This is a genomic window from Streptomyces sp. NPDC048254 (assembly GCF_043201895.1).
Taxonomy (GTDB): Bacteria; Actinomycetota; Actinomycetes; order Streptomycetales; family Streptomycetaceae; genus Streptomyces.
Genome location: NZ_JBICZJ010000010.1, coordinates 371,179 through 392,583 on the forward strand (window position 1 = coordinate 371,179; position 21,405 = coordinate 392,583).

Annotated in this window: 13 protein-coding genes; 9 read left to right on the forward strand and 4 right to left on the reverse strand. The window is 70.2% G+C overall.

Annotation, left to right across the window (positions count from 1 at the left end; translation table 11 throughout):
* The first annotated feature begins 8 nt into the window (after positions 1-8).
* Positions 9-704: a TetR/AcrR family transcriptional regulator gene (locus ACGFZQ_RS28570; protein ID WP_393842731.1), complete on the forward strand. Its 696-nt coding sequence runs from the start codon at positions 9-11 to the stop codon at positions 702-704.
* Between the two features lie 439 nt (positions 705-1,143).
* Here ACGFZQ_RS28570 and ACGFZQ_RS28575 read toward each other — a convergent pair whose 3' ends face one another.
* Positions 1,144-2,625: an alginate lyase family protein gene (locus ACGFZQ_RS28575; RefSeq protein ID WP_393842802.1), complete on the reverse strand. Its 1,482-nt coding sequence runs from the start codon at positions 2,623-2,625 to the stop codon at positions 1,144-1,146.
* Between the two features lie 196 nt (positions 2,626-2,821).
* Between ACGFZQ_RS28575 and ACGFZQ_RS28580 the strand changes: the two genes are divergently transcribed.
* The gene (locus ACGFZQ_RS28580; protein ID WP_393842732.1) at positions 2,822-4,360 is read left to right on the forward strand and encodes a sigma-70 family RNA polymerase sigma factor; all 1,539 of its coding nucleotides are present in this window, start codon (positions 2,822-2,824) and stop codon (positions 4,358-4,360) included.
* A gap of 12 nt (positions 4,361-4,372) precedes the next feature.
* On the opposite strand, the gene ACGFZQ_RS28585 is transcribed toward ACGFZQ_RS28580, so the two are convergent.
* The 3 genes from ACGFZQ_RS28585 to ACGFZQ_RS28595 all read right to left on the reverse strand — a co-directional run bounded on the left by ACGFZQ_RS28585 (position 4,373) and on the right by ACGFZQ_RS28595 (position 10,840).
* The gene (locus tag ACGFZQ_RS28585; protein ID WP_393842733.1) at positions 4,373-6,742 is read right to left on the reverse strand and encodes a glycoside hydrolase N-terminal domain-containing protein; all 2,370 of its coding nucleotides are present in this window, start codon (positions 6,740-6,742) and stop codon (positions 4,373-4,375) included.
* Positions 6,736-9,678: a glycoside hydrolase family 2 TIM barrel-domain containing protein gene (locus ACGFZQ_RS28590; RefSeq protein ID WP_393842734.1), complete on the reverse strand. Its 2,943-nt coding sequence runs from the start codon at positions 9,676-9,678 to the stop codon at positions 6,736-6,738. Before ACGFZQ_RS28590 ends, ACGFZQ_RS28585 begins: the two co-directional genes overlap by 7 nt.
* A gap of 154 nt (positions 9,679-9,832) precedes the next feature.
* Positions 9,833-10,840 (reverse strand): LacI family DNA-binding transcriptional regulator, encoded by a 1,008-nt coding sequence (locus ACGFZQ_RS28595; protein WP_393842735.1) that lies wholly within the window; start codon positions 10,838-10,840, stop codon positions 9,833-9,835.
* A 434-nt stretch (positions 10,841-11,274) separates the two neighbouring features.
* Between ACGFZQ_RS28595 and ACGFZQ_RS28600 the strand changes: the two genes are divergently transcribed.
* From ACGFZQ_RS28600 to ACGFZQ_RS28630, 7 genes are all read left to right on the forward strand, one after another.
* On the forward strand, positions 11,275-12,594 hold the full coding sequence (locus ACGFZQ_RS28600) for an extracellular solute-binding protein (RefSeq protein WP_393842736.1): 1,320 nt from the start codon (positions 11,275-11,277) through the stop codon (positions 12,592-12,594).
* Positions 12,595-12,689: 95 nt separating this feature from the next.
* Entirely contained in the window at positions 12,690-13,631 is a 942-nt protein-coding gene (locus ACGFZQ_RS28605) for a carbohydrate ABC transporter permease (protein WP_393842737.1), read from the forward strand.
* Entirely contained in the window at positions 13,628-14,452 is an 825-nt protein-coding gene (locus ACGFZQ_RS28610; protein WP_393842738.1) for a carbohydrate ABC transporter permease, read from the forward strand. Before ACGFZQ_RS28605 ends, ACGFZQ_RS28610 begins: the two co-directional genes overlap by 4 nt.
* A 121-nt stretch (positions 14,453-14,573) precedes the next feature.
* On the forward strand, positions 14,574-16,133 hold the full coding sequence (locus ACGFZQ_RS28615) for an alpha-N-arabinofuranosidase (RefSeq protein WP_393842739.1): 1,560 nt from the start codon (positions 14,574-14,576) through the stop codon (positions 16,131-16,133).
* A gap of 18 nt (positions 16,134-16,151) precedes the next feature.
* Positions 16,152-18,242, forward strand: a complete 2,091-nt coding sequence (locus ACGFZQ_RS28620; RefSeq protein ID WP_393842740.1) for a TIM-barrel domain-containing protein — start codon at positions 16,152-16,154, stop codon at positions 18,240-18,242.
* Positions 18,243-18,659: 417 nt separating this feature from the next.
* A complete protein-coding gene (locus ACGFZQ_RS28625; protein ID WP_393842741.1) occupies positions 18,660-19,625 on the forward strand; it encodes a glycosyl hydrolase in 966 nt (321 codons plus the stop codon).
* A gap of 62 nt (positions 19,626-19,687) precedes the next feature.
* Positions 19,688-21,379, forward strand: a complete 1,692-nt coding sequence (locus ACGFZQ_RS28630) for an AbfB domain-containing protein (RefSeq protein ID WP_393842742.1) — start codon at positions 19,688-19,690, stop codon at positions 21,377-21,379.
* Positions 21,380-21,405: the final 26 nt, after the last annotated feature.

The following is a 21,405-nucleotide window of genomic DNA, read 5'->3' on the forward strand; positions in this document are numbered from 1 at the left end:
GGAACCTCATGCCAGCTTCCGTCCCCCCGCAGCCACTGACACGGACAGAGGGACAGCCCGCTGCCAGACGTACCCGTGACGCCACCCGGACCCAGGCCGAGATCATCGAGGCCGCGACGGAGGAGTTCGCGCGCATCGGCTATTCCGGCGCCCGCATCGACGACATCGCCGACCGCACCCGGACCACCAAACGTATGATCTACTACTATTTCGGCAGCAAGGAGCAGCTGTTCACGGCCGTGCTGGAGCGGGCGTACGCCGGCATCCGGCACAGCGAGCAGGAACTCGACGTCGAGCATCTCGACCCGGTGTCCGCGATCCGTCGGCTGGCCGGTCTCACCTTCGACCACCACGAGGCGCACCCGGACTTCATGCGTCTCGTCAGCATCGAGAACATCCACCAGGCCGAGCACATCGCCGCCTCGCCGGCACTGCGTTCGCTCAACGCGCCGGTGATAGCCATCATCGACCGGATCCTCCGCGCGGGCCGCGAACAGGGCGTCTTCACCGCCGAAGTGGACGCCGTCGATCTGCACATGATGATCAGCGCGTTCTGCTGCTTCCGGATCACGAACCGGCACACGTTCGGCGCCCTCTTCGGACGGGACCTCATCGCACCGGACCGCCGCGATCACTACCGGACCCTGCTGGGCGACATGGTCATCGCCTACCTGACGACCGGCGAACAGGACGCCGTCGGGTAGGGAGTGCCACCGTCATGGTCGGCCGGTCATCCGTGCTCAGGACGCGCTTGCCGCGCGGCGTCGCCGCCTCCCGGCGACGAAGTTCGCGGGCCGGCACGCGTCGCACACGCCGGCCGGTACGAAGACCCTGCCCGGGTTGTGCGGGAAGGCCGGGGACGACGCCCGCCCGCGTCGGCGTGCCGGGACCGCATCACCGCGCGGAACCGCGAAGCCCTTGGCACCCTCGCGGCGACGACCCGTAGGCGCATGCCTTAGGCGGGCCGGCACCGCGTACCGCGTACCGCGTACCGCGCAGGACAGTGCCAGGCCTCGCCCCAGCCTGTGGTTCTGCCCGAGGCGGGCCGTGTCCCGCATGCCTGGGGCGGGCCGGCACCGCGCACCGCGCAGGACAGTGCCAGGCCTCGTCCCAGCCTGTGGTTCCGCCCGAGTCGGGCCGTGTTCAGCTGCTGTCGCGGGCGCCTCTGCGGCGCAGGGCGATGAAGCCGCCCGCGATGGCGAGGACGCCGGTGGCGGCTGCGGCGGCGATGCCGCCCGCGCCGGTGGCAGCCAGATCCTCGCCCCGGCCGCCCTGCGGCTGGACTCCGCCGGAGGCGTCGGCGGTGGGGGTCGCGGTGGCCGTCGCGGCGCCGGTGTCGGAGGAGGACGTCGTGCTGGACGTACTCGCGGAGGGAGTCGGTGTGGTGGCGGAGACGATCGCCTTGGGCCTGGTGAAGGCCAGGGTGCCGAAGCCGAGGTGGTCGAGGCCGCCGCCGGTTCCGTAGTCACCGCCGCCGCCCTCGGGCCTGACCTTGGCGGCCATGGCGCTCACGTACGGCGCGTCGAGGCCGCGGCGGTTGACGTAGTGGTTGTAGAGGCTCTCCCAGATCGGGCGCACCCCGCCGCGGCCGCTCTCGGACGCCTTCGTGAGGGTCTGAGACCCCGACCACACGCCGGGGGCGCCGTAGTTCCAGGTCCAGGAGGTGAAGGGGACGTCGTGGCCCAGGTTCCACTTGGCGGCGTACTCGGCGCCCTTGAGGACGCGGTTGTCGTCGTAGCCGTACAGGTCGATGCCCTGGTTCCACGCCATCTCGCAGATGGTGCCCAGCAGGCCCACGCTCAGCAGGGCATGCCCTTGGTCGCGGCCGACCTCCACCAACTGCCCGAGACCACCGGGGAGGATGTACGGGATGGCGTTCTTGACGGAGCCCATGCCCTTGCCGGACTTGAAGTACGTGACCGCCTCGTCGACCTTGGCCTGGTCGTCGCAGAGAATGCCGACGGCCAGTACGCACGCCACGCTCAGCAGGTCCCAGCTGCTCCAGTAGTTGGAGTCGTACGCACCGTTGTGCTTGGCGAGGAAGTCGCTGCTCATCGGGTAGAAGATGTTGAGCATCATCTTCTTGAACCGGGCCAGGTCGAAGCCGTCGTAGTCGCGCATGATCTCCGCGGCGTTCGCGAACTGGTAGCCCTGGATACCCGCCGCGATGAACCGGTCGCCGCTGCCGTCGAGCGTGGTCATTTTGGCCGACCAGGCGTTGAGGATGTCGCGGGCGGCGTCCGCGTGGGCGGTGTCGCCGGTGACCTTCCAGCGCAGGGCGTTCTGGTAGGCGGCGTGGATGTCGAAGGCGAGGGTGGTGACGTTGTCACCGTCGGCGCCGCGGATCACCGTCGCGAGCGGGTTCGGCTTCCAGGTGCTCGCACCGCGCGGGTTCGCCGCCAGCTTGGCGTAGCCCTCCTTCCAGAGCCCGACGCCCGCCTTCACCTTCGCCGCCATGCGGTCGAAGTCGGCCTGCGTGTGCAGCATTCCCGGATGCGCGAACGCGGCGCTCGCCTTGGCGGGGGCGGCCAGAGCGGGAACGGCTCCGGCACCGACGGCGGCTGCCCCGATGCCGGCCGCTCCGGCTGCTCCCGCGACCCGCAGCACGCTGCGCCGGCTCATCATCGGTCGGCTGTTGTCCTGGCTCACTGACACTGATTGGCTCCCGTCGGATTTCGGTCGTACGCACAGGAGACGTGCGGGCCGATCGCGGATAACAGAACCGCTGCAGGGAATCTCAAACTCCTCTGGCACACTGCACCCTCTGGCACATCAGCATCAGGCGTTCGTAGACGAGTTGGGGCGGGACAAGGTGGGACGGGTGCCCTCGCAGGACATGCGGGAACGGCCGGACGTCGCGGTGGTCGTGGCGGCGCGGGCCGGTGAGCCGCAGGCATTGGAGCACCTCGTACGGGGCTGTCTGCCGTTGGTCTACAACATCGTCGGGCGGGCCCTCGACGGTCACAGCGACGTCGACGACGTGGTCCAGGACACGATGTTGCGGGCCCTGGACGGGCTGCCGGGCCTGGAGGAACCGGAGCGGTTCCGTTCCTGGCTGGTCGCCATCGCCGTACGGCAGGTCCGCGACCGGTGGCGCAGCCGGCAGGGCCGGCCGCAGGCGGCCCTGCTGGAGGAGGCCGTCCAGGAGGCGGCCCCGGAGGCCGACTTCGCCGATCTGGCGATTCTGCGCCTGGCGCTGTCGGGGCAGCGGCGCGAGGCGGTGGAGGCGACCCGCTGGCTGGAGGACGAGGAGCGTGAGGTGCTCTCGCTGTGGTGGCTGGAGGCCGCCGGGGAGTTGTCCCGCGCCGAACTGGCGGCGGCCTGCGAACTCGCGCCGCAGCATGCCGCGGTACGGGTGCAGCGGGTCAAGGAACGGCTCGAGTCCGCGCGGGCCGTGCTGCGCGCCCTGGCCGCCTCGCCGCGCTGTGCGGAGTTGGAGGCACAGCTGACCTCCTGGGACGGCCGGCCGTCCGCACGGTGGCGCAAGCGGCTGGCGCGCCATGTCCGCGAGTGCCCGCAGTGCCTGTTGAACACCTCCGAGCTGGTGCCGGCGGAGGGGCTGCTGGGCGGCTTCGCGCTGGTCCCGGTGCCGATCGGCCTGGCGGGGCTGCTGCTGGCCAGGTCGATACCCTCGGCCTCGGCCGGCGCGGCGGCGGGTGGGGCCGCGCACGCTCCCGACAGCGTGGGCCGGGTGGCACACCTGCTGGGCAAGTTGGCGGCCAAGCCGGTGGCGACGGTGACGGCAGGGGCCGTGGCCCTCGCGGGCGGTGGCGCCCTGTACGCCTACACGCGGTCCGACACGCCCGTACGACCCCCCGCGGCCCAGGTGCAGGCCCAGTCCCCGGCATCGCCCGCCGCCTCGTCGGCACCGCCGGCCCCGACCACGTCCGCCACCCCGAAGCCGACGTCGACGACCGCCTCAACGCTTGTGGGGAGCCACGCCCTGCAATCGGTCGACCAGTCCGGCCGCTATGTGAGCGAAGCCGGCAGTCTCGGCGTCCTCGGTCCGGTCGCCGCCACCAGTCCCGGGCTCACGAAGCAGGAGGCCACCTTCCGATTCGTCGCCGGGCTGGCCGATTCCCACTGCTACTCGCTCAGGGACGCCTCGGGCAGGTACCTGCGCCACTACGCCTTCCGCATCCGGCTGGATGCCGACGACGGATCGGCCGTCTTCCGGAAGGACGCCACCTTCTGCGCCCGGCCCGGCTCCGCCGACGGGTCGGTCTCCCTGGAGTCGTACAACTACCCCGGCCGCTACCTTCGCCACCGCGCCAACCTCGAACTGTGGCTCGACCCCGCTCAGAACACCGCCGCGTTCCGCGCCAGCCGTTCCTTCACCGTCGTCGCGCCCTGGACCTGATCCGCCAGCCTGTCACCGCCGACGGGGGCGCACGTGGTGGACCGATGTCCCGTGCGCCGTGAAGGCCGCGCGTACGAACCCGTCCGGCAGGGGCGTGCTGTCCACCGCGACGGGCCGGCCCTCGCTGTCCGTCACCCGCAGGAGGCGCCCGCCGGTGGGGGCGGTCACCGTGTAAGGGCCCGGGTCGGTGAGGGTCAGTCGGGCATCGGTGAGTGCGCCGTCCTGCCAGTCGAGGTCCACGCCGACGCCGCCCCGGGCCCGCAGGCCCCGGACACTGCCGCCCGGCCAGGCGGACGGCAGCGCGGGCAGCAGCCGCAGTTCGCCGGTGTGGCTCTGCAGGAGCAGTTCGGCGACGGCGGCCGTGGCACCGAAGTTGCCGTCGATCTGGAACAGCTCCGGCGGGTGCAGGTCGAAGAGGTTGTCCGCAGTGGAGCCCGCCAGGAGGGCGCGGATACTGCGCTGGGCGAGGTCTCCGTCGCCGAGCCTGGCGGCGAGCGCGGCGACCCAGGCGAGGCTCCAGCCGGTGCCCCCGCCGCCGTGCGCGAGGCGCTGGTCGAGGGCCGCGCGGGCGGCGGCGAACAACTCCGGCGTGCCCTCGGCGTCGATCAGTGAACCGGGGTAGAGGCCGTAGAGGTGGGAGAGATGGCGGTGCCCGAGGTCCTCGGGCTCGACGTCCTCCCACCACTCGGGCAACGGCTCCCCAGCCACGTGTGCCACCGGGCGCAGCCGTTCGCGGGCGGTGCGCAGCGAGCCCTCGATCTCGTCGTGCAGGCCCAACTCCTCTATCGCCGCGAGGCAGTTCCCGAAGAGTTCTGCGGCGAGCCAGAGGTCCATCGTGCTCGCCGCACTGGTGGCGACCAGTGATCCGTCGGCTGCCCGGAAGCGGTGCTCGGGTGAGGTGGAGGGGCAGGTGACGAGTCGTCCGTCGGTGTCCTCGACGAGGAAGTCCAGGAGGAAGACGGCGGCCTGCCGCATCGCCGGGTACGCACGCTCGGCGAGGAAGCGGCGATCGGAGGTGAACCGGTAGTGCTCCCAGAGATGGGCGCACAGCCACGCCGCTCCCATCGGCCAGTTGGCCCAACTCGGGCTGCCCTGCACCGGATTGGCGCTGCGCCAGATGTCGACGTTGTGGTGCGCGGTCCAACCCCGGCAGCGGTAGTAGGCGTGCGCGGTGCGCCGGCCTGCCTCGGCGAGGTCCTCGACCAGGTCGAAGAGCGGCTCGTGGCATTCCGGCAGGCCGGTGGTCTCGGCGTGCCAGTAGTTCATCTGGAGGTTGATGTTGGTGGTCCAGTTGGACTGCCAGGGTGGCTGGACGGTGGTGTTCCAGATGCCCTGGAGATTGGCCGGCTGGGAGCCGGGACGGGAGGAGGCGATGAGCAGGTAGCGGCCGTACGCGAAGTGCAGTGCGGTCAGGCCCGGGTCGTCGGTGCCCGCTCTGACGGCGGCGAGACGTTCGTCGGTCGGCAGGTCGTCGCGGGCCGGGTCGTGATCGAGGTGCAGGTCGGTCCTTCCCTGCAGGGCCCGGTGGTCGGCGGTGTGCTCGGCGCGCAACCGCTCGTACGGAAGGGCGCAGGCGGTCTCCAACTGCCGCACGACTTCGCTGCCCAGGCCGGACTCCGGGCCGAGCGGGGCGCGGTTCCACCCCTGGTAGCCGGTGGTGGCGGCGACGAGCAGGGTGGCGGTCGTCGCTCCGGTGACGCGCAGGCTTCCGTCCGAAGCGCGCTCGACGGTGCCGTCCCGGTCGGTCTGGACTTGCAGTGCCGCGGCGAATCCGGTCCCCGCGTCGGGCGAGTACGTGACGGCGGCGGGGCCGGTGGCCTCGAACTGCACGTGCGCCGGGGCACGGCCCGTGATGACCGAGCCCGGCGCCGATCCCGGGTGTGCCGAGTGAAGGCGGGCCGTGAAGGACAGCGCCGCCGGGCGGTCACAGCTCAGCCGTACCGCGAGCACACCCGCGACCGCCGACACGAACAGTTCGCGGGTGTGGCGTACGCCGTCGACGGTGTACGCGACCTTGCCGATGCTTTCGGCAAGGTCCAACTCCCGCCGGTACCCGGTGACTTCATCGCCGTGGTCCAGGTCGAACAACAGGGCACCCAGTGGCTGGTACGCCTGCGTGAACGGACCCTGCATCCGCGTGGCCAGCTCCTCGGCCCGCACATGGTCGCGGTCACGGAGCACCGCCTCGCGCAGGGCGGGAAGGTGCTCGGCGGCCCCGTAGTCGTTGTGGTCTCCCGGACCCCCGGACCAGAGGGTGTCGGCGTTGAGGTCGATCCGTTCCCGCACGACGCGCCCGGGCACCATCGCGCCCAGGGACCCGTTGCCCAGCGGCAGCGCCGCGAGGAAGTTCTCCGCGGGCTGCCGGTACCAGAGCGTCAGCACGGGCGGAAGCCGAGCGTCAGCGTCACCGGGCGGGCGTCGAGCTGGAACTGGGGCTGGGTGCGGGGACCGCAGGCGCCGCTGCCGATGCCATGGTGCGCGGCGTCGAGGTTGACGTACACACGGTCGCGGGGGCGCAGGTCGCTGGTGTGCTGTGCGGCGTCGAGGTCCTCGCTGGTCCAGCGGCGCACGGTGAGATCGGTGTACGGGTGCCCGGTGACGGTCAGCCCGACGCCGTCCGGGCCGGTGAGGCGGGCGTGGCGCACCTGGCGCCGGTTGCCGTTCTCCTGCGGCAGGACGTACGGCGTCTGGAGGTCGTCGACGGCGGCGCTGAAGTGCCCGACGCGGACTGCGGCGGTGGTGTCGGCGTACGCCTCACCGGGGCCGAGCCCGAACCAGTCGACCGTCTCGATGTCCCGCGGGAGCGCCATGCGGACACCGATGCGGGGGAGCGGGCAGGGCCAGGTGCCCACGGGCTCGGTGGTCAGGGTGAGCCGGAGCAGGCCGGGGTCCTCGGCGTCGGAGGACCAGTGGAAGACCGTGCGCATGGCGAAGTCGGCGCCCGCGGGAGCGGTGCGGGTGATGACCTCCAGGCCGCCGTCGTGGGGGCGGAGTCCGACCAGCCGGTGTTCCAGGCGGTCGAGGCCCGCCTTGCGCCAGGCCTCCGCGAGGGGGCCGTTCCAGGTGCGGAGGTCGTTGTCGATGGGGGCACGCCACAAGTCGAGGCGGGGGCCGTCGACTTCGAGGGCGCCCAGCGCGGTCAGCGTGCCGGATACGGCGTCGAAGACCGCCGGTCCGAGGGCGTACGTGCCGTCGGCGAGGACCGGGACCACTGGCCGGACGACCGGTGGGGCTTCCGGTGCGGGGCCCACGACGGCAGCCTGGTCCCAGGCGATCTCGTGGCCGGCCGGCGCCCACGATTCGTCCTCCGCGAGTTCCGCGGCGACCGTGACCCAGCGCTCCTCGCCGTCCTCCAGGGGCGCGTCGCAGAGCTTGGTGAGCGCCTCGGGCCAGAGCAGTTCCCCGTCGGCGCCCGCGGGCACCGGCTGTACCACCAGCTCCCCGTCCCCGCGCGGCTGTCCGTCGTCCTCGACCGACCAGCGGAACCGCAGACCGGCGGTGTCCAGGGTGAGCAGCAGATTCCGGACGCGTACCGTCCTCGACGTGGTGTCGACGGTGATCCGCACCGGCTCCACGGCCTTCTTGTACTCCGTGAGGCCGGGGGAGGGGGTGCGGTCGGCGAAGACCAGTCCGTCGCAGCAGAAGTTGTCGTCGTGCACCGGCTCGCCGAAGTCGCCGCCGTACGCGAAGTGTTCGCGGCCCTCCGGGGTCCGGCGCCGGACGCCGTGGTCGATCCACTCCCAGACGAAGCCGCCGTGCAGCCGGGGGTGGGCCTCGAAGAGTTCCTGGTACTCGCTCAGACCGCCCGGGCCGTTGCCCATGGCGTGTGCGTATTCGCAGAGGATGACCGGCAGCCCGCGGCGTCGCGCGTCCAGCGCCGGGTCCTCGGCGACCGCTTCCTGGCCCCGCCCCAGGAGACCCACCTGTCCGTGGTCGGCGTACATCAGGCTGAAGACGTCGGTGTACGGGCAGTCGTAGTCGCCCTCGTAGTGGACGAGCCGGTCCGGGTCGCGGTCCTTCGCCCAGGCGGCCATGGCCGCGAGATTGGTGCCGGTGCCCGCCTCGTTGCCGAGCGACCACATGACCACGCTGGGGTGGTTCTTGTCGCGCTCGACCATGCGGCGCATCCGGTCCAGATACGCCTCGCGCCAGCGCGGGTCGTCGCTCGGATTGCTCTCCCAGCCGACCAGTCCGAAGCCGTGCGTCTCCAGGTCGCACTCGTCGACGACCCACAGCCCGTACCTGTCGCACAGGTCGAGGAACGCGGAGTCCGGCGGATAGTGGCTGGTCCGGACGGAGTTGATGTTGTGGCGCTTCATCAGCAGGACGTCCGTGAGCATGTCCTCGTGGCTGAGGGTGCGCCCCGTGTCGGGGTGCCATTCGTGGCGGTTGACGCCGCGGAAGAGCAGCGGCCGCCCGTTGGCGAGGATGACGCCGTCCACCACCTCGATGCGGCGGAAGCCGATCCGAAGGGGGATCCGCTCGCCCTCGGTCACCAACTCGCCCTCGTAGAGGTGTGGTTGCTCGGCGGACCAGGGTACGACGCCGGGGGCGGGGTGCGGTCCCGCCGGGTCGGCGTCGACGATGCCCAGGGCGGGGACGGTCAGCAGGGCCGGGCCTTTGGTCCCTACGGAGAGGGTGCCGTCGCCGGTGTGGTGGTCGTAGTCGGCGTGCACGAAGAAGTCGGTCAGCGCGCCGACCGGGCGGGAGACCAGCGTGACGGGGCGGAAGATCCCCGACAGCCACCACATGTCCTGGTCCTCGAGGTAGCTGCCGGACGACCACTGGTGCACCCGGACCGCGAGGACGTTGCGGCCCGGCCGCAGGGCGTCGGTGACGTCGAACTCGGTGGGCAGACGGCTGCCCTTGCCGTCGCCGAGCAGGGTGCCGTTGAGCCAGACGGCGAAGCAGGAGTCGACGCCCTCGAAGCGCAACAGGGTGCGGCCCTCCGGCCAGTCGCCGGGGAGGAGGAACGCGCGGCGGTACTCGCCGGTCGGGTTGGCGTCCGGTACGTGCGGTGGATCCACCGGGAACGGATAGACCTGGTTGGTGTACGCGGGCGGGCCGAAGCGCGGCTCGCCCGGCAGACCCTCCATCTGCCAGCAGGACGGCACCGGAATCGTGTCCCAGGCGCTGTCGTCGAACCCGGCTTCCTGGAAACCCTCGACGACCTGCGGCAGCCCCGCGGCCAGCTGGAAGCGCCAGGGTCCGGTCAGATCCAGTACGGGGGCGTCGGAGGTGAAGGCGGCACGGGGCTGCTCGCGGCCGCGGCCCGGCGAGAAACTCTCCAGGTAGTCGTGTGCGGTGGGCTCACTCATCACAGCAGGTGCCTTCTTTCGGGCAGGGGACGGTGCGCGCTTTCCGGCAGTACGGGGATGGGGAGCGCGTGGGCATGGCGGCGCGCGCCGGGCGGAGAGGGACCGACGCGTGGGGTTTCCGGGCCGGGCAGCGCTCTCGACGCCGCACCGGAAGTCAGTGGATGCCGGGCGCTGCTGAACTCGCGCGGGGTACGACTTCGGGCCGCAGGAGGGTCAGGGAGGGGGCCGTGGGCCTGCTGTTGGCGATTCCTCGCCACAGCAGCTCGGTGGCCTCCCTGGCCATCTGCCGCTTGGGCAGGGCCACCGTGGTCAGGGGCGGATGGGCGTGTGCCGCCTGGGGGATGTCGTCGATGCCGACGACCGAGATGTCCTCCGGCACCCGAAGTCCCTGGTGCCGGCAGACTTCCATCACCCCCAGGGCGATGGCGTCGGTGGAGGTGAACACGGCTGTCACGGGCGCCGTCGTACGCAGTCGCGGCAGGGCTCGCAGCGCCGCCTCGTAGCCGGACTCGGGTGTCGCTCCCGGGGCTGTGAACACCAGGTCGTCAGGAACCACGATCCCTTTCTCGGCGAAGGCCCGCCGGACGCCGGCCACCCGGACACGGTGCGCCGGGAGGTCCGCGATCACCGCCACCCGTCGGTGGCCGAGCTCCCGGAGGTGCAGCCCGGCCAGATACCCGGCCTTCTCGTAGTCGATGGTGACCACGGGCAGCGCGTCCGGAGGATCGATCTCCCAGGCGCACAGAACGACCGGCAATTCCAACTCGCTCTGCGGGGACAGCTGTTCGCCCAACTCGAAGTCGCCGGCCACCAGAAGCGCGTCCACCGACCGGTTGGAGAGGGTGGCCAGGTGACGTCGGGCGCGGTCCCCGTCGCCCCGGGTCGTGGCCAGCAACAGGTGATAACCGCGCTCCTCCAGCAGCATCTCCACCTCCTCCACCACCTCCGAGTAGAACGGGTTGGCGATGGTGGGCACGATGAAGCCGATGGTCATGGTGGTGCCCGTGGACAGGCTCCGGGCCACCAGATTGGGCGTGTAACCCAGTTCAGCGATGGCGGCCTCGACTCTCGCCCTGGTCTCGGGGCTGACGACCGCGCGCCCCCGGACCACGTTGGAGACGGTCTGCTTGGTGACGCCGGCGCGCTTCGCGACGTCGGCCATGGTGACCACGGGGCGGATCCACCTCTCGTTTGACCGGTAAAACTGCCTGGTGTTCTGGATTCTTACAGCGGCCCGGGAGGCCGGTCAAGGCGCCTTGTGGACCCTTCCGGAGCCTTCTGGGCGCGGCAGAAACCGGTTGTGCGCGACCTCTTGACGCTCCCGACACGCGTAGTTAACGTCACTCGGCAACGGCATTTGACCGGTCAAAAACCGTGCTGTGTACGACTTCTGATCATTCATTGAGCGAGGCGGAGCCGATCTCGACGGCCCTCGGTTCCGGCATCCCCCACGGCAGTCAGGCGGGAACTCCGCACGCCCCTCCACGGCCGCGCGCTGCCCGCTCCCCGTCACCTCACGTCACGTCACGTCAAAGAAGTCCTGCGAAGAAGCCGGAAAGGCAGGAAGCAGTCATGCGGTCCACATCTGGTGCTCCGATGTCACGGCGTCGGTTCCTCACCACCTCCACCGGTGTCGCCGCCGCGGCCACCGCGGGCGGTCTGCTCTCGGGCTGTGCCGGCTCGGTGTCCTCGGGCGGTTCCGGTGGCAAGACCACCCTGACCATCATGTCGAGCGGTACCGAGCTGGGCACGGCCGCGGAGATCAAGGCGGCCGAGAAGGCGCTCGGCATGAATCTCAAGATGGTCAAGTACGACCTGACCCGCCTGACGGCCATGCTCACCAGCGGCAACGCACCCGACCTCGTGCGCGCCGAGGGCTCGGACGCCCCCTACCTCGCCTCGCACAGCGTCGCGCAGGACCTGGACGACCGCTTCGCCAAGAGCACGGTCCTCAAGGTCGGCGACCTGGATCCCGTCAACGACATATGGCGCTGGGACGGGAAGCAGCAGGGCAGCGGCCCGCGCTACGGGATGGCGAAGGACTGGTCCCAGAGCTACATGCTCTGGTACAACACCGCGCTGTTCGACAAGGCCGACGAGCCCTACCTCAGTGACACCCAGCCGCTGACCTACGACAAGCTGCTCGACGTGGGCAGGCGCCTCGCGCAGAACGGCAAGAAGTCCAAGGTGTACGGCCTTGGCATGGCCGGCAACTTCGAGACCTTCATGATCCTCACCACCGAGGCCGGCGGACAGCTCTTCAACGAGGACTACTCCGCCGTCGACTTCACCACCTCCGAGGCCCGCTCCGCGCTGAGCTGGTACCTCGAACTCGCCAAGTCCGGCATCGCCCCCACGATCGCCACCCCGGACCCCAACGGCTGGGACTGGCCCACCTTCCAGGCCGGCCGCATGGCGATCTCCACCTCGGGCTACTGGTTCGGCGGCATGGTCGTCACCGACAAGAAGATCGCCGCCACCGCGCGTCTGGCGCCCGCCCCACAGTTCGGCAGCAAGCGGATCAGCACCGGCTACACCGGGACCGGCCTGTGGATGCCCAAGGCCGGCAAGAACAAGGACGCGGCCTGGGAAGCGATGGAGTACTTCCTCGGCGGCGCACCCGCCAAGAAGCGCGCCGAGTCCGGTGCCGGCCTCCCCGCGCTGAAGTCCCTGCGCTCCCTTCTGCCGAAGAGCGAGGGCTTCCAGAAGCAGGCGTACGCGGTGCAGGAGAAGGAACTGTCGTACTTCGAGGTCCTGCCCTTCACCCCGTACGTCCGCAAGGACGCCGTCGACGCCGTGATCAACCAGGTGCTGCCCGCGGCGATCAAGGGCAAAGTGCCCGTGAGCAAGCTGGCGGACCAGCTGAACGAGGGGATCAACAAGCAGCTCGCCAACGGCAAGAAGCTGATCAAGTGAGTGCCGGTCACGTGAGCGCTGATCGGGCGAGTGCTGATGCAGTACGTACGAGCCGGCTCGCCGAGTCGCCCGCGAAGCCGTCCCGGCCTTCGCGGGTGCCGTCCGGCCGACCGCGCGTCCGCCTCGGCGCCCGCGGTCGCCAGCAGGAACGTGCCTTCTGGCTCAGCGTCACCCCATGGCTGCTCGGCTTCCTCGGCCTGACCCTGTATCCGCTGGGGTACGCGCTGTGGCTGAGTCTGACCGACTCCGACGGCATCTCGCCGCACACCCATTTCATCGGCCTGGACAACTACAGGGAACTGCTCTCGGACCCGGTCACCCGGGACACGCTGGTCCGCACGGGGATCTTCGTCGCGGCCGTCGTACCGACCGGCATCATCGCCGGGCTAGCCCTCGCGGTGCTGATCAACCGTCCGATACGGGGACGGGGCGTCTACCGCACCCTGCTCTACCTGCCCGCGGTGTTCCCCCCGGTAGGCGCTGCAATGGCCTTCAAGATGCTTTTCGACCGTGACACCGGCGCGGCCAACGGGATCCTCGGCTTCTTCGGCGGGGGCCCGGTCACCTGGCTGGCCGATCCCTACGCCCGGTACGTGCTGCTCATGCTGACGCTCTGGGGCTGCGGCAACGCCATGATCATCTCGCTGGCCGGTCTGCAGGACATGCCCAAGGAGCTGCTTGAGGCCGCTCGCATCGACGGTGCGAACTCCTGGCAGTCGTTCCGGCGGATCACCCTCCCGCTCCTTTCGCCCGTGATCTTCTTCCAGGTCATCACCGGCGTCATCGGCGCACTGCAGAGCATCATGCCGATGCTGCTCGCGGCGAACCCCAGCCCCGCGGCGGTCACGTCGGTGCCGCAGGGCAACTACCTGTACATGATCAACGTGTTCGCGCAGTACCTCGCCAACGGCCGTTTCGGCTACGCGTCCGCGCTGCTGTGGGTGCTGTTCGCCGTGATCCTCGTCGTCACCGCGCTGATCTTCAAAGTGAGTTCCGGTGCGGTGTTCTACAACTTCGAGCCGGAGACCAAGAAATGATCCTCGCTCGTCGCACCGGCCTCTACCTCGTTCTCATCGCACTGGTCGCGCTGTTCGTCAGCCCGTTCGGCTGGCTCGTCATCACCGCCTTCAAGGACAGCTCGGAGATGGCCGCCTACCCGGTGCACTGGCTGCCCGAGAAATGGCAGTTCGGGAACTTCTCCAAGGCCCTGACCTTCTTCAACTACCTTGGTTACGCCCGGAACTCACTGGTCATCGCAAGTATCTACTCGGTGCTGATCACCCTCAGTTCGGCCTGGGCCGGCTTCGGATTCGCCCGGCTGGCAGCCCGGGGCAAGCGGCTGGTCTTCGGCGTCCTGCTGTCCACGATGATGATGCCGGCGATGATCACTCTCATCCCCACCTACATCATCTTCGCCAGGCTCGGGATGATCGACACCTACTGGCCCTGGGTTCTCTGGGGGCTGGCCGGAGCGCCCTACCTGATCTTCCTGTTCCGGCAGTTCTTCGCCCACATGCCCCGGGAGCTGGAGGAGGCCGCGATCGTCGACGGATGCGGCTACGGCCGGATCTTCTGGCGGATCTTCCTGCCGCAGTCCTGGCCGGTGCTCGCCACCAGCATGCTGCTGTCGTTCACCTGGGTCTGGGGTGACTACATCGCCCCGTCCCTGCTGCTGAGCACGGACCACACCACGCTGGCCGTCGCCGTGGCCACCCAGTACGTCAACGAGAGCAGCCAGACGCCGATCAACAACCTCATGGCGGCGGGCTCGGTCCTCTACATCCTCCCCGTCCTGTTGCTCTTCTTCGTCCTCCAACGCGGCTTCGTCACCGGGGTCTCCACCTCGGGGCTGAAGTAACGGAGCCTGAGGCAAGGTCACGTGAAGTAACGGCACCTGAAGCACGGGCACTTGACGTAACGGCACGTGAAGCAACGACACATGTAGCAACGGCCCCCTCCTAGATCCCCAAGGACGCAGCATGTCTTCGCCCTCCGCTGCCCGTTTCACCCTCAACCCCGCCTTCGGTATCGGGGCCGTCCATCCACGGCTGTACGGCTCATTCGTCGAGCATCTGGGCCGCTGCGTGTACAGCGGTCTCTACGAGCCCGGACACCCCGACGCCGACGAGAGGGGCCTACGGGAGGACGTCCTCGCGCTCATCCGCGAACTCGGCGTCACCACGGTCCGCTACCCGGGCGGCAACTTCGTCTCCGGTTACCGCTGGGAGGACGGCGTCGGCCCGGTCGAGCGGCGGCCGCGACGCCTGGAGCCGGCCTGGCGCTCCACCGAGACCAACGAGTTCGGCCTCGCGGAGTTCATGGACTTCTGCGCCAAGGCGGACATCGAGCCGATGATGGCCGTCAACCTCGGCACGCGCGGTGTGGAGGACGCCGGCCGGCTCCTCGACTACGCGAACCACCCGGGCGGCACCGAGCTGTCCGACCTGCGGGCCGCGCACGGGAACAAGGAACCGTTCGGTATCCGTATGTGGTGCCTGGGCAACGAGGTGGACGGCCCCTGGCAGATCGGACACAAGAGCGCGGAGGAGTACGGGCAGGTCGCCCGCGAGACCGCCAACCTCATGAAGATGATCGACCCCGGCCTCGAACTGGTCGTCGCCGGTTCCTCCAGCTTCGCGATGCCCACCTTCGGCACCTGGGAGTCGACGGTCCTGACCGAGTGCTACGACAAGGTCGACCACGTCTCGCTGCACGCCTACTTCGAGATGAAGGGCGAGCACCCCGACCGCGACTCGTTCCTCGCCTCGGCCGTGGAGATGGAGCGCTACATCGAGGCGGCGGTCGCCACCTGCGACCATGTCGGCGCCACACTCAAGTCCCAGAAGAAGATGATGATCTCCTTCGACGAGTGGAACGTCTGGCACAGCGAGCCTCCGTCGCCGCCCGCGTCTCGCCCCGAGGACGACTGGCCGCAGGCTCCGCGGCTCCTGGAGAACAGCTACACGCTCACGGACGCCGTGCTCGTCGGCTCACTGATGATCGCCCTGCTGCGCCACGCCGACCGGGTCACCTCCGCCTCCCTCGCCCAGCTGGTCAACGTCATCGCCCCGATCATGACCGAGCCGGGCGGCCCCTCCTGGCGGCAGACCACCTTCTTCCCCTTCGCCCAGGCGTCGAAGTACGGCCGTGGCCGGGTGCTGCGCGTCGAGGTGGACAGCCCGACGCACACCACCGGGCGCTTCGGCGAGGTCGACCTGCTGCACGCCACGGCCACCCACGACGAGCAGGCCGGCACGATCACCGTCTTCGCCGTCAACCGCAGCCTGACCCGGGAACTCCCGCTCGAAGTGGACCTCCGCGGTCTCGGCGCAGTCCGGGTCGTCGAGCATCTGCTGCTCACCGGCGACGACCCCGACGCCCGCAACACCCTGACGGACCCCGAACGGGTCGCTCCCCGCACGGTCGACGCCAGCGGCGTCACCGGTGACGTGCTGACCTCCACGCTGCCTCCGCTGTCCTGGAACGTCATCCGTCTGGCCCCCGTCGGCGCCAACGCCCGTGCCACCGCCCAGAGTTGAGAAGGAGACCCCGGATCCATGACTGTCTTCACCGCTCAGGACGGCGCTCTGGAACGGCGCGCCCCGCACGAGGTCCTCGTCATCGAACCCTGGGGCCCGCACGCGGTACGGGTCCGTGCCCGAGCCCTCCGGAACCTGGACGACACCATCGCCGGCCGTAGCCTGGACGGCAGCAGCGTCACCCACACCGACGAGGGCGGCACCGTAGAGGGAATCGACGCAACGCTGCCCGGGGCCCTCGACATCCCTCCGCCCGACTCCACCGCCACGGCGACAGCGCACCCGGACGGCACCGCCCGGCTCGTCAACGGCCGTCTCACCGTCGAGGCCGACCAGGACGGCAAGCTGCGCTTCCTGCACACCGCGACCGGCCGCGAACTCCTCGCCGACAAGCGCCCGTACACCTGGTACCCGGAGCCGCGCACGTTCGCACCGCTCGGCGGCATCGGCGTCTACCGCATCGAGCAGAGCTTCGAGGCGTACGACGACGAGCGCATCCACGGCCTCGGCCAGCATCTGCATGGCCGCCTCGACCAGAAGGGCCTGGTGATTGACCTGGTCCAGGGCAACACCATCGTCGCCATCCCCTTCCTGCACTCCTCCCGCGGCTACGGCCTGCTGTGGAACAACCCCGCGACGGGCCGGGTCGAACTGGGCGGTGACACCACCCGCTGGGTCGCGGACGAAGCACGCCAGCTCGACTACTGGATCACCGCGGGCGACACCCCCGCCGAGATCATGCGGGCGTACGCGGACGTCACCGGGCATCCACCCCTGGTGCCCGACTGGGCCACGGGATTCTGGCAGTCGAAGCTGCGCTACCGCGCCCAGGACGAACTCCTCGCCGTGGCACGGGAGTACAAGCGGCGAGGACTGCCACTGGCCACGATCATCTGTGACTTCTTCCACTGGACCCATATGGGCGACTGGGACTTCGACCGGACCGACTGGCCCGATCCCGAGGGCATGGTCAAGGAGTTGGAGGCTCTCGGCGTCAAGCTCGCCGTGTCCGTCTGGCCCACGGTGGAGCCCGGAAGCGACAACTACGAGGCCCTGCACACCGCCGGACACCTGGTCGGCGACAGCCAGGGTGGCCTGCTCACCTTCCCCTGGCCCGCCCGCGGCCACGGCGCCGACCATCAGCCGATGACGTACCTCGACGCGACGGATCCCGGCGCCCGCCGCCTTCTCTGGGAGCAGCTGCGCGAGCACTACCGGGCCCTCGGCGTCGCCGCATTCTGGCTGGACGCCTGCGAACCCGACCTGACCCCGGAACTGGCCGCCCGAGCGGTCTACGCGGCGGGCCCCGGCGTCCAGGTCGGCACCCTGTACGGACTGATGCAGGCGCGGGCCGTCGCCGAAGGGCTCGCGGACGACGGCGACGACCGCCCGTTCAGCCTGATCCGCTCCGCCTGGGCCGGCAGCCAGCGCCACGGCGCCGCCCTGTGGTCCGGCGATATCCGCCCCACCTTCGAGTCCCTGGCCCAGCAGGTGCGGGCCGGTCTGAACGTCGCGATGAGCGGCATCCCCTGGTGGAACACGGACATCGGCGGCTTCGGCGGCGGCGACCCCACCGACCCGTCTTACCAGGAGGTCATGGTCCGCTGGTTCCAGTACGGCACCTTCAGCCCGGTCATGCGGCTGCACGGCGACCGACAGCCCAGCTGGCCCACCTTCTCCGCAGACATGACCGGCGGGCCGAACGAGGTCTGGTCGTACGGACAGGAGGCGTATCCGATCCTGTGCGCGCATCTGCACCTCCGCGAGCGCCTGCGCCCCTATCTCCTCGAACTCTCCGAGACCACGCACCGCACCGGCGCCCCCGTCATGCGCCCGCTGTTCTTCGACTTCCCGGACGACGAACACGCCTGGAGCGTCGACGACCAGTTCCTGCTCGGCCCCGATGTCCTCGTCGCCCCGGTCACCGAGGCGGGCGCCCGCCGCCGCATCGTCTACCTGCCGGCCGACGCACACTGGACCGACACCGCCACCGGCGAACTCCACGAGGGCGGTACGACCTTGGACGTGCCGGCACCGCTGGAGCGCATCCCGGTCTTCGTCCGCCGAGGCGCCGCCGTGGCAGCCGCGTTCACCGGGAACGCCGGATGAGAACCCGCGCGACGCGCGCCCCCGCGACCGGACGAATCAGGTCCGGCTCACCTTCCCTGAGAACGACTGGCGCGACTGGTACTTCGCCGACTGGTACTTCCGCGACTGGTACTTCCGCGACGAGGGGCCCGCCGAGGTCGCCCAGCGTGTCGCCGCGAACGTCGACGACCTGGGCATCGCAGCGGATGAGAGCGCGGGGCCCCTGTGTCTCGCCCTCGGCGGCACGGCCGTCTCCAGCGTCGTCGTCGGCATGCGCGGCGTCGGGAACGTCGAGCGGAACGCGGTGGCCGGCGACGCACCGCCACTGACCGCCGAGCGGTTCGCCGTCCTGGCCGAGCGTAGCCGGCCGCACTTCCACAGCTGACATTCGCCGCCGCCCCGGTCTGTCCGCCCAGCACCGAGAAGGAGCCTCCAGCAGTGACCTCGCCCCTCGCCCCCGCCGCCCCGCTCTTCCGGGACCCGGTCCACGACGGCGCCGCCGACCCGACCCTGATCCGCGACCGGGAGTCCGGCGACTGGTGGATGTTCTACACCGCCCGCCGGGCGAACCTGGCCACCGAGGGTTTCGGCTGGGTGCACGGCACCGACATCGGCATCGCCACCAGCGCGGACGGCGGCCGCACCTGGACCTACCGCGGCATAGCCCAGGGCCTGGCTCACGAGCCGGGCCGCAACACCTACTGGGCGCCCGAGGTCCTGTGGCACGACGGCAGTTACCACATGTACGTCTCCTACGTCCCCGGAGTGCCCACCGACTGGGACGCCGACCGGCACATCCTGCACCACACCTCCCGGGACCTAGTGAGCTGGCGGTTCGAGTCGGTGCTGAAGCTGTCCGGCAACCGGGTCATCGACGCCTGCGTATGGCCGCTGCCCGACGGGAGTTGGCGCATGTGGCACAAGGACGAGGCCGACGGGAACCGCATCCACGCGGCGGACTCGCCGAACCTGTTCGACTGGCGGCCCATCGGCCGCGCACTGGACGACCAGGCGCAGGAGGGACCCAACGTCTTTTGGCACCAGGGCAGTTACTGGATGGTCACCGACTTCTGGTCGGGGCTGCCGGTCTACCGCTCCGACGACCTGACCCACTGGGCGCGGCAGGACCAGCCGCTCCTGGCGGGCAAGGGCCTGCGCCCCGGTGACGACGGAGACGGCCACCACGCGTTCGCGCTCTCCCAAGGCGAGGACGACGCGTACCTCTTCTACTTCACACACTCCGCCGACGGGCAGCGCTCCTGCGTCCAGGTCGCCCCGCTGGCGGTGCGCGAAGGCCGACTGCGCTGCGATCGCGACGCGGCGTTCGACCTGCGACTGCGAGCGGACCGCACGCCCGCTCTCCGGGGCGGCGACCTGCCGTCCTGGGGGCACCCCCGGCGGTAGCCGGGGGAGGACCCGCACGACCTCGACCGCACGACCTCGACCGCAGGGCAAAGGAGCCCGACGTGACAGAAAGAGCCGCACCACCACCGAAAGGCACCACTCGCCGCAACGTACTCAAAGCCGCCGCGGGTGTCGGCGCCGCCGCCCTGGCGGGCCCGCTCCTCACCGCGGGCCCGGCCTCGGCCGCGAGCCTGACCCACCCCGGAATGCTGCACGCCCAGGACGACTTCGACCGCATGGCCGCCAAGGTCGGTGCCGCCGCGCAGCCCTGGCAGGACAGCTGGGCGCTGCTGATCGCCAACGCCCACTCGCTGTCCACCTACACGGCAAACCCGCAGTCGGTCATCTACCGGGGCGACGGCAGCGTCGAGAACTACCCCGTCCTGTACAACGACGTCGCCGCCGCCTACCAGAACGCGCTGCGCTGGAAGATCCAGGGCGCCGGCGAGCACGGCAACGCCGCCCGCGACATCCTCAACGCCTGGTCGTCCACGCTCACCGAGATCTCCGGAAGCGCCGACCGCTTCCTGGCCGCCGGGATCTACGGCTACGAACTCGCCAACGCCGCCGAGATCATGCGCGGCTACAGCGGCTTCGACCTCACCGGGTCCCAGAACCTCATGCGGAACGCTTTCTACCCGCTCAGCAGCGGCTTCCTGGCCACCCACAACGGCGCCTACGACAGCAACTACTGGGCGAGCTGGGACCTGTGCAACATCGCCTGCGTCCTGGCCACCGGCATTCTCTGCGACGACCAGGCCAAGGTCGATGAGGCCGTCACGTACTTCAAGTCCGGTGTGGGGATGGGCTCCATCGAGAACGCCATCCCCTACCTGTACGACGACCAGGGCCTGGCGCAGTGGGTGGAGAGCGGCCGCGACCAGGGCCACTCCATGCTGGGCATCGGCTTGATGGCCACCATCTGTGAGATGGCCTGGCACCAGGGCTACGACCTGTACGGCTACGACAGCAACCGGTTCATGAAGGCGTGCGAGTACGTCGCCCGCTACAACCTCGGCGAGGACGTGCCGTTCACCGACTGGACCTGGCACTACGGCGCGCCCGGCGTGTGGGAGGGCTGGCAGACCTTCACCGCGCCGGCCACCGACAGCAGGGGCCAGGTCCGTCCCATCTGGGCGCAGATCCACAACCACTACGCGGTGCGCAAGGGCCTGTTCGTGCCCAACACGGCCGCGTACGCCAAGATCGTCGAGCCCGAGGGCGGGGGAGGTGACTACGGCTCGACGAGCGGCGGCTACGACCACCTGGGCCTGACCCAGCTGACCTCCACCGAACAGACCCGCTCCACCCTGCCCACCGGTGTCACCCGCTCCCTCCAGTCGGTCAACTACCCGACGTACTACGCGTCGTATGGCACCGACAGCCTGGGCGCCCTGACCCAGGTCACCTCCAGCAGCTCGTCGACGCTCAAGCAGGAGGCCAGCTACACGATCGTGGCCGGCCTCGCCGACTCGGCGGGCTACTCCCTCCGGGCGTCCGACGGCCGCTATCTGCGCCACTACGCCTTCCGCGTCGAGCTGGGCACCAGCGACGGCACGGACACCTTCAACGAGGACGCCACCTTCTACGCACTGGCCGGCTCCACGAGCGGATCGGTGCGCCTGGTGTCCCACAACTACCCGGGTCGCTGCATCCGCCACCGGAACTACGAGCTGTGGGTCGACACCTACGACCTCGTCTCCGGCACCTTCCCGGCGGACAGCTCCTTCGTCCCCGTCACCGCCTGGGCCTGATCGCACAACCCGGCCCATCACCCGGC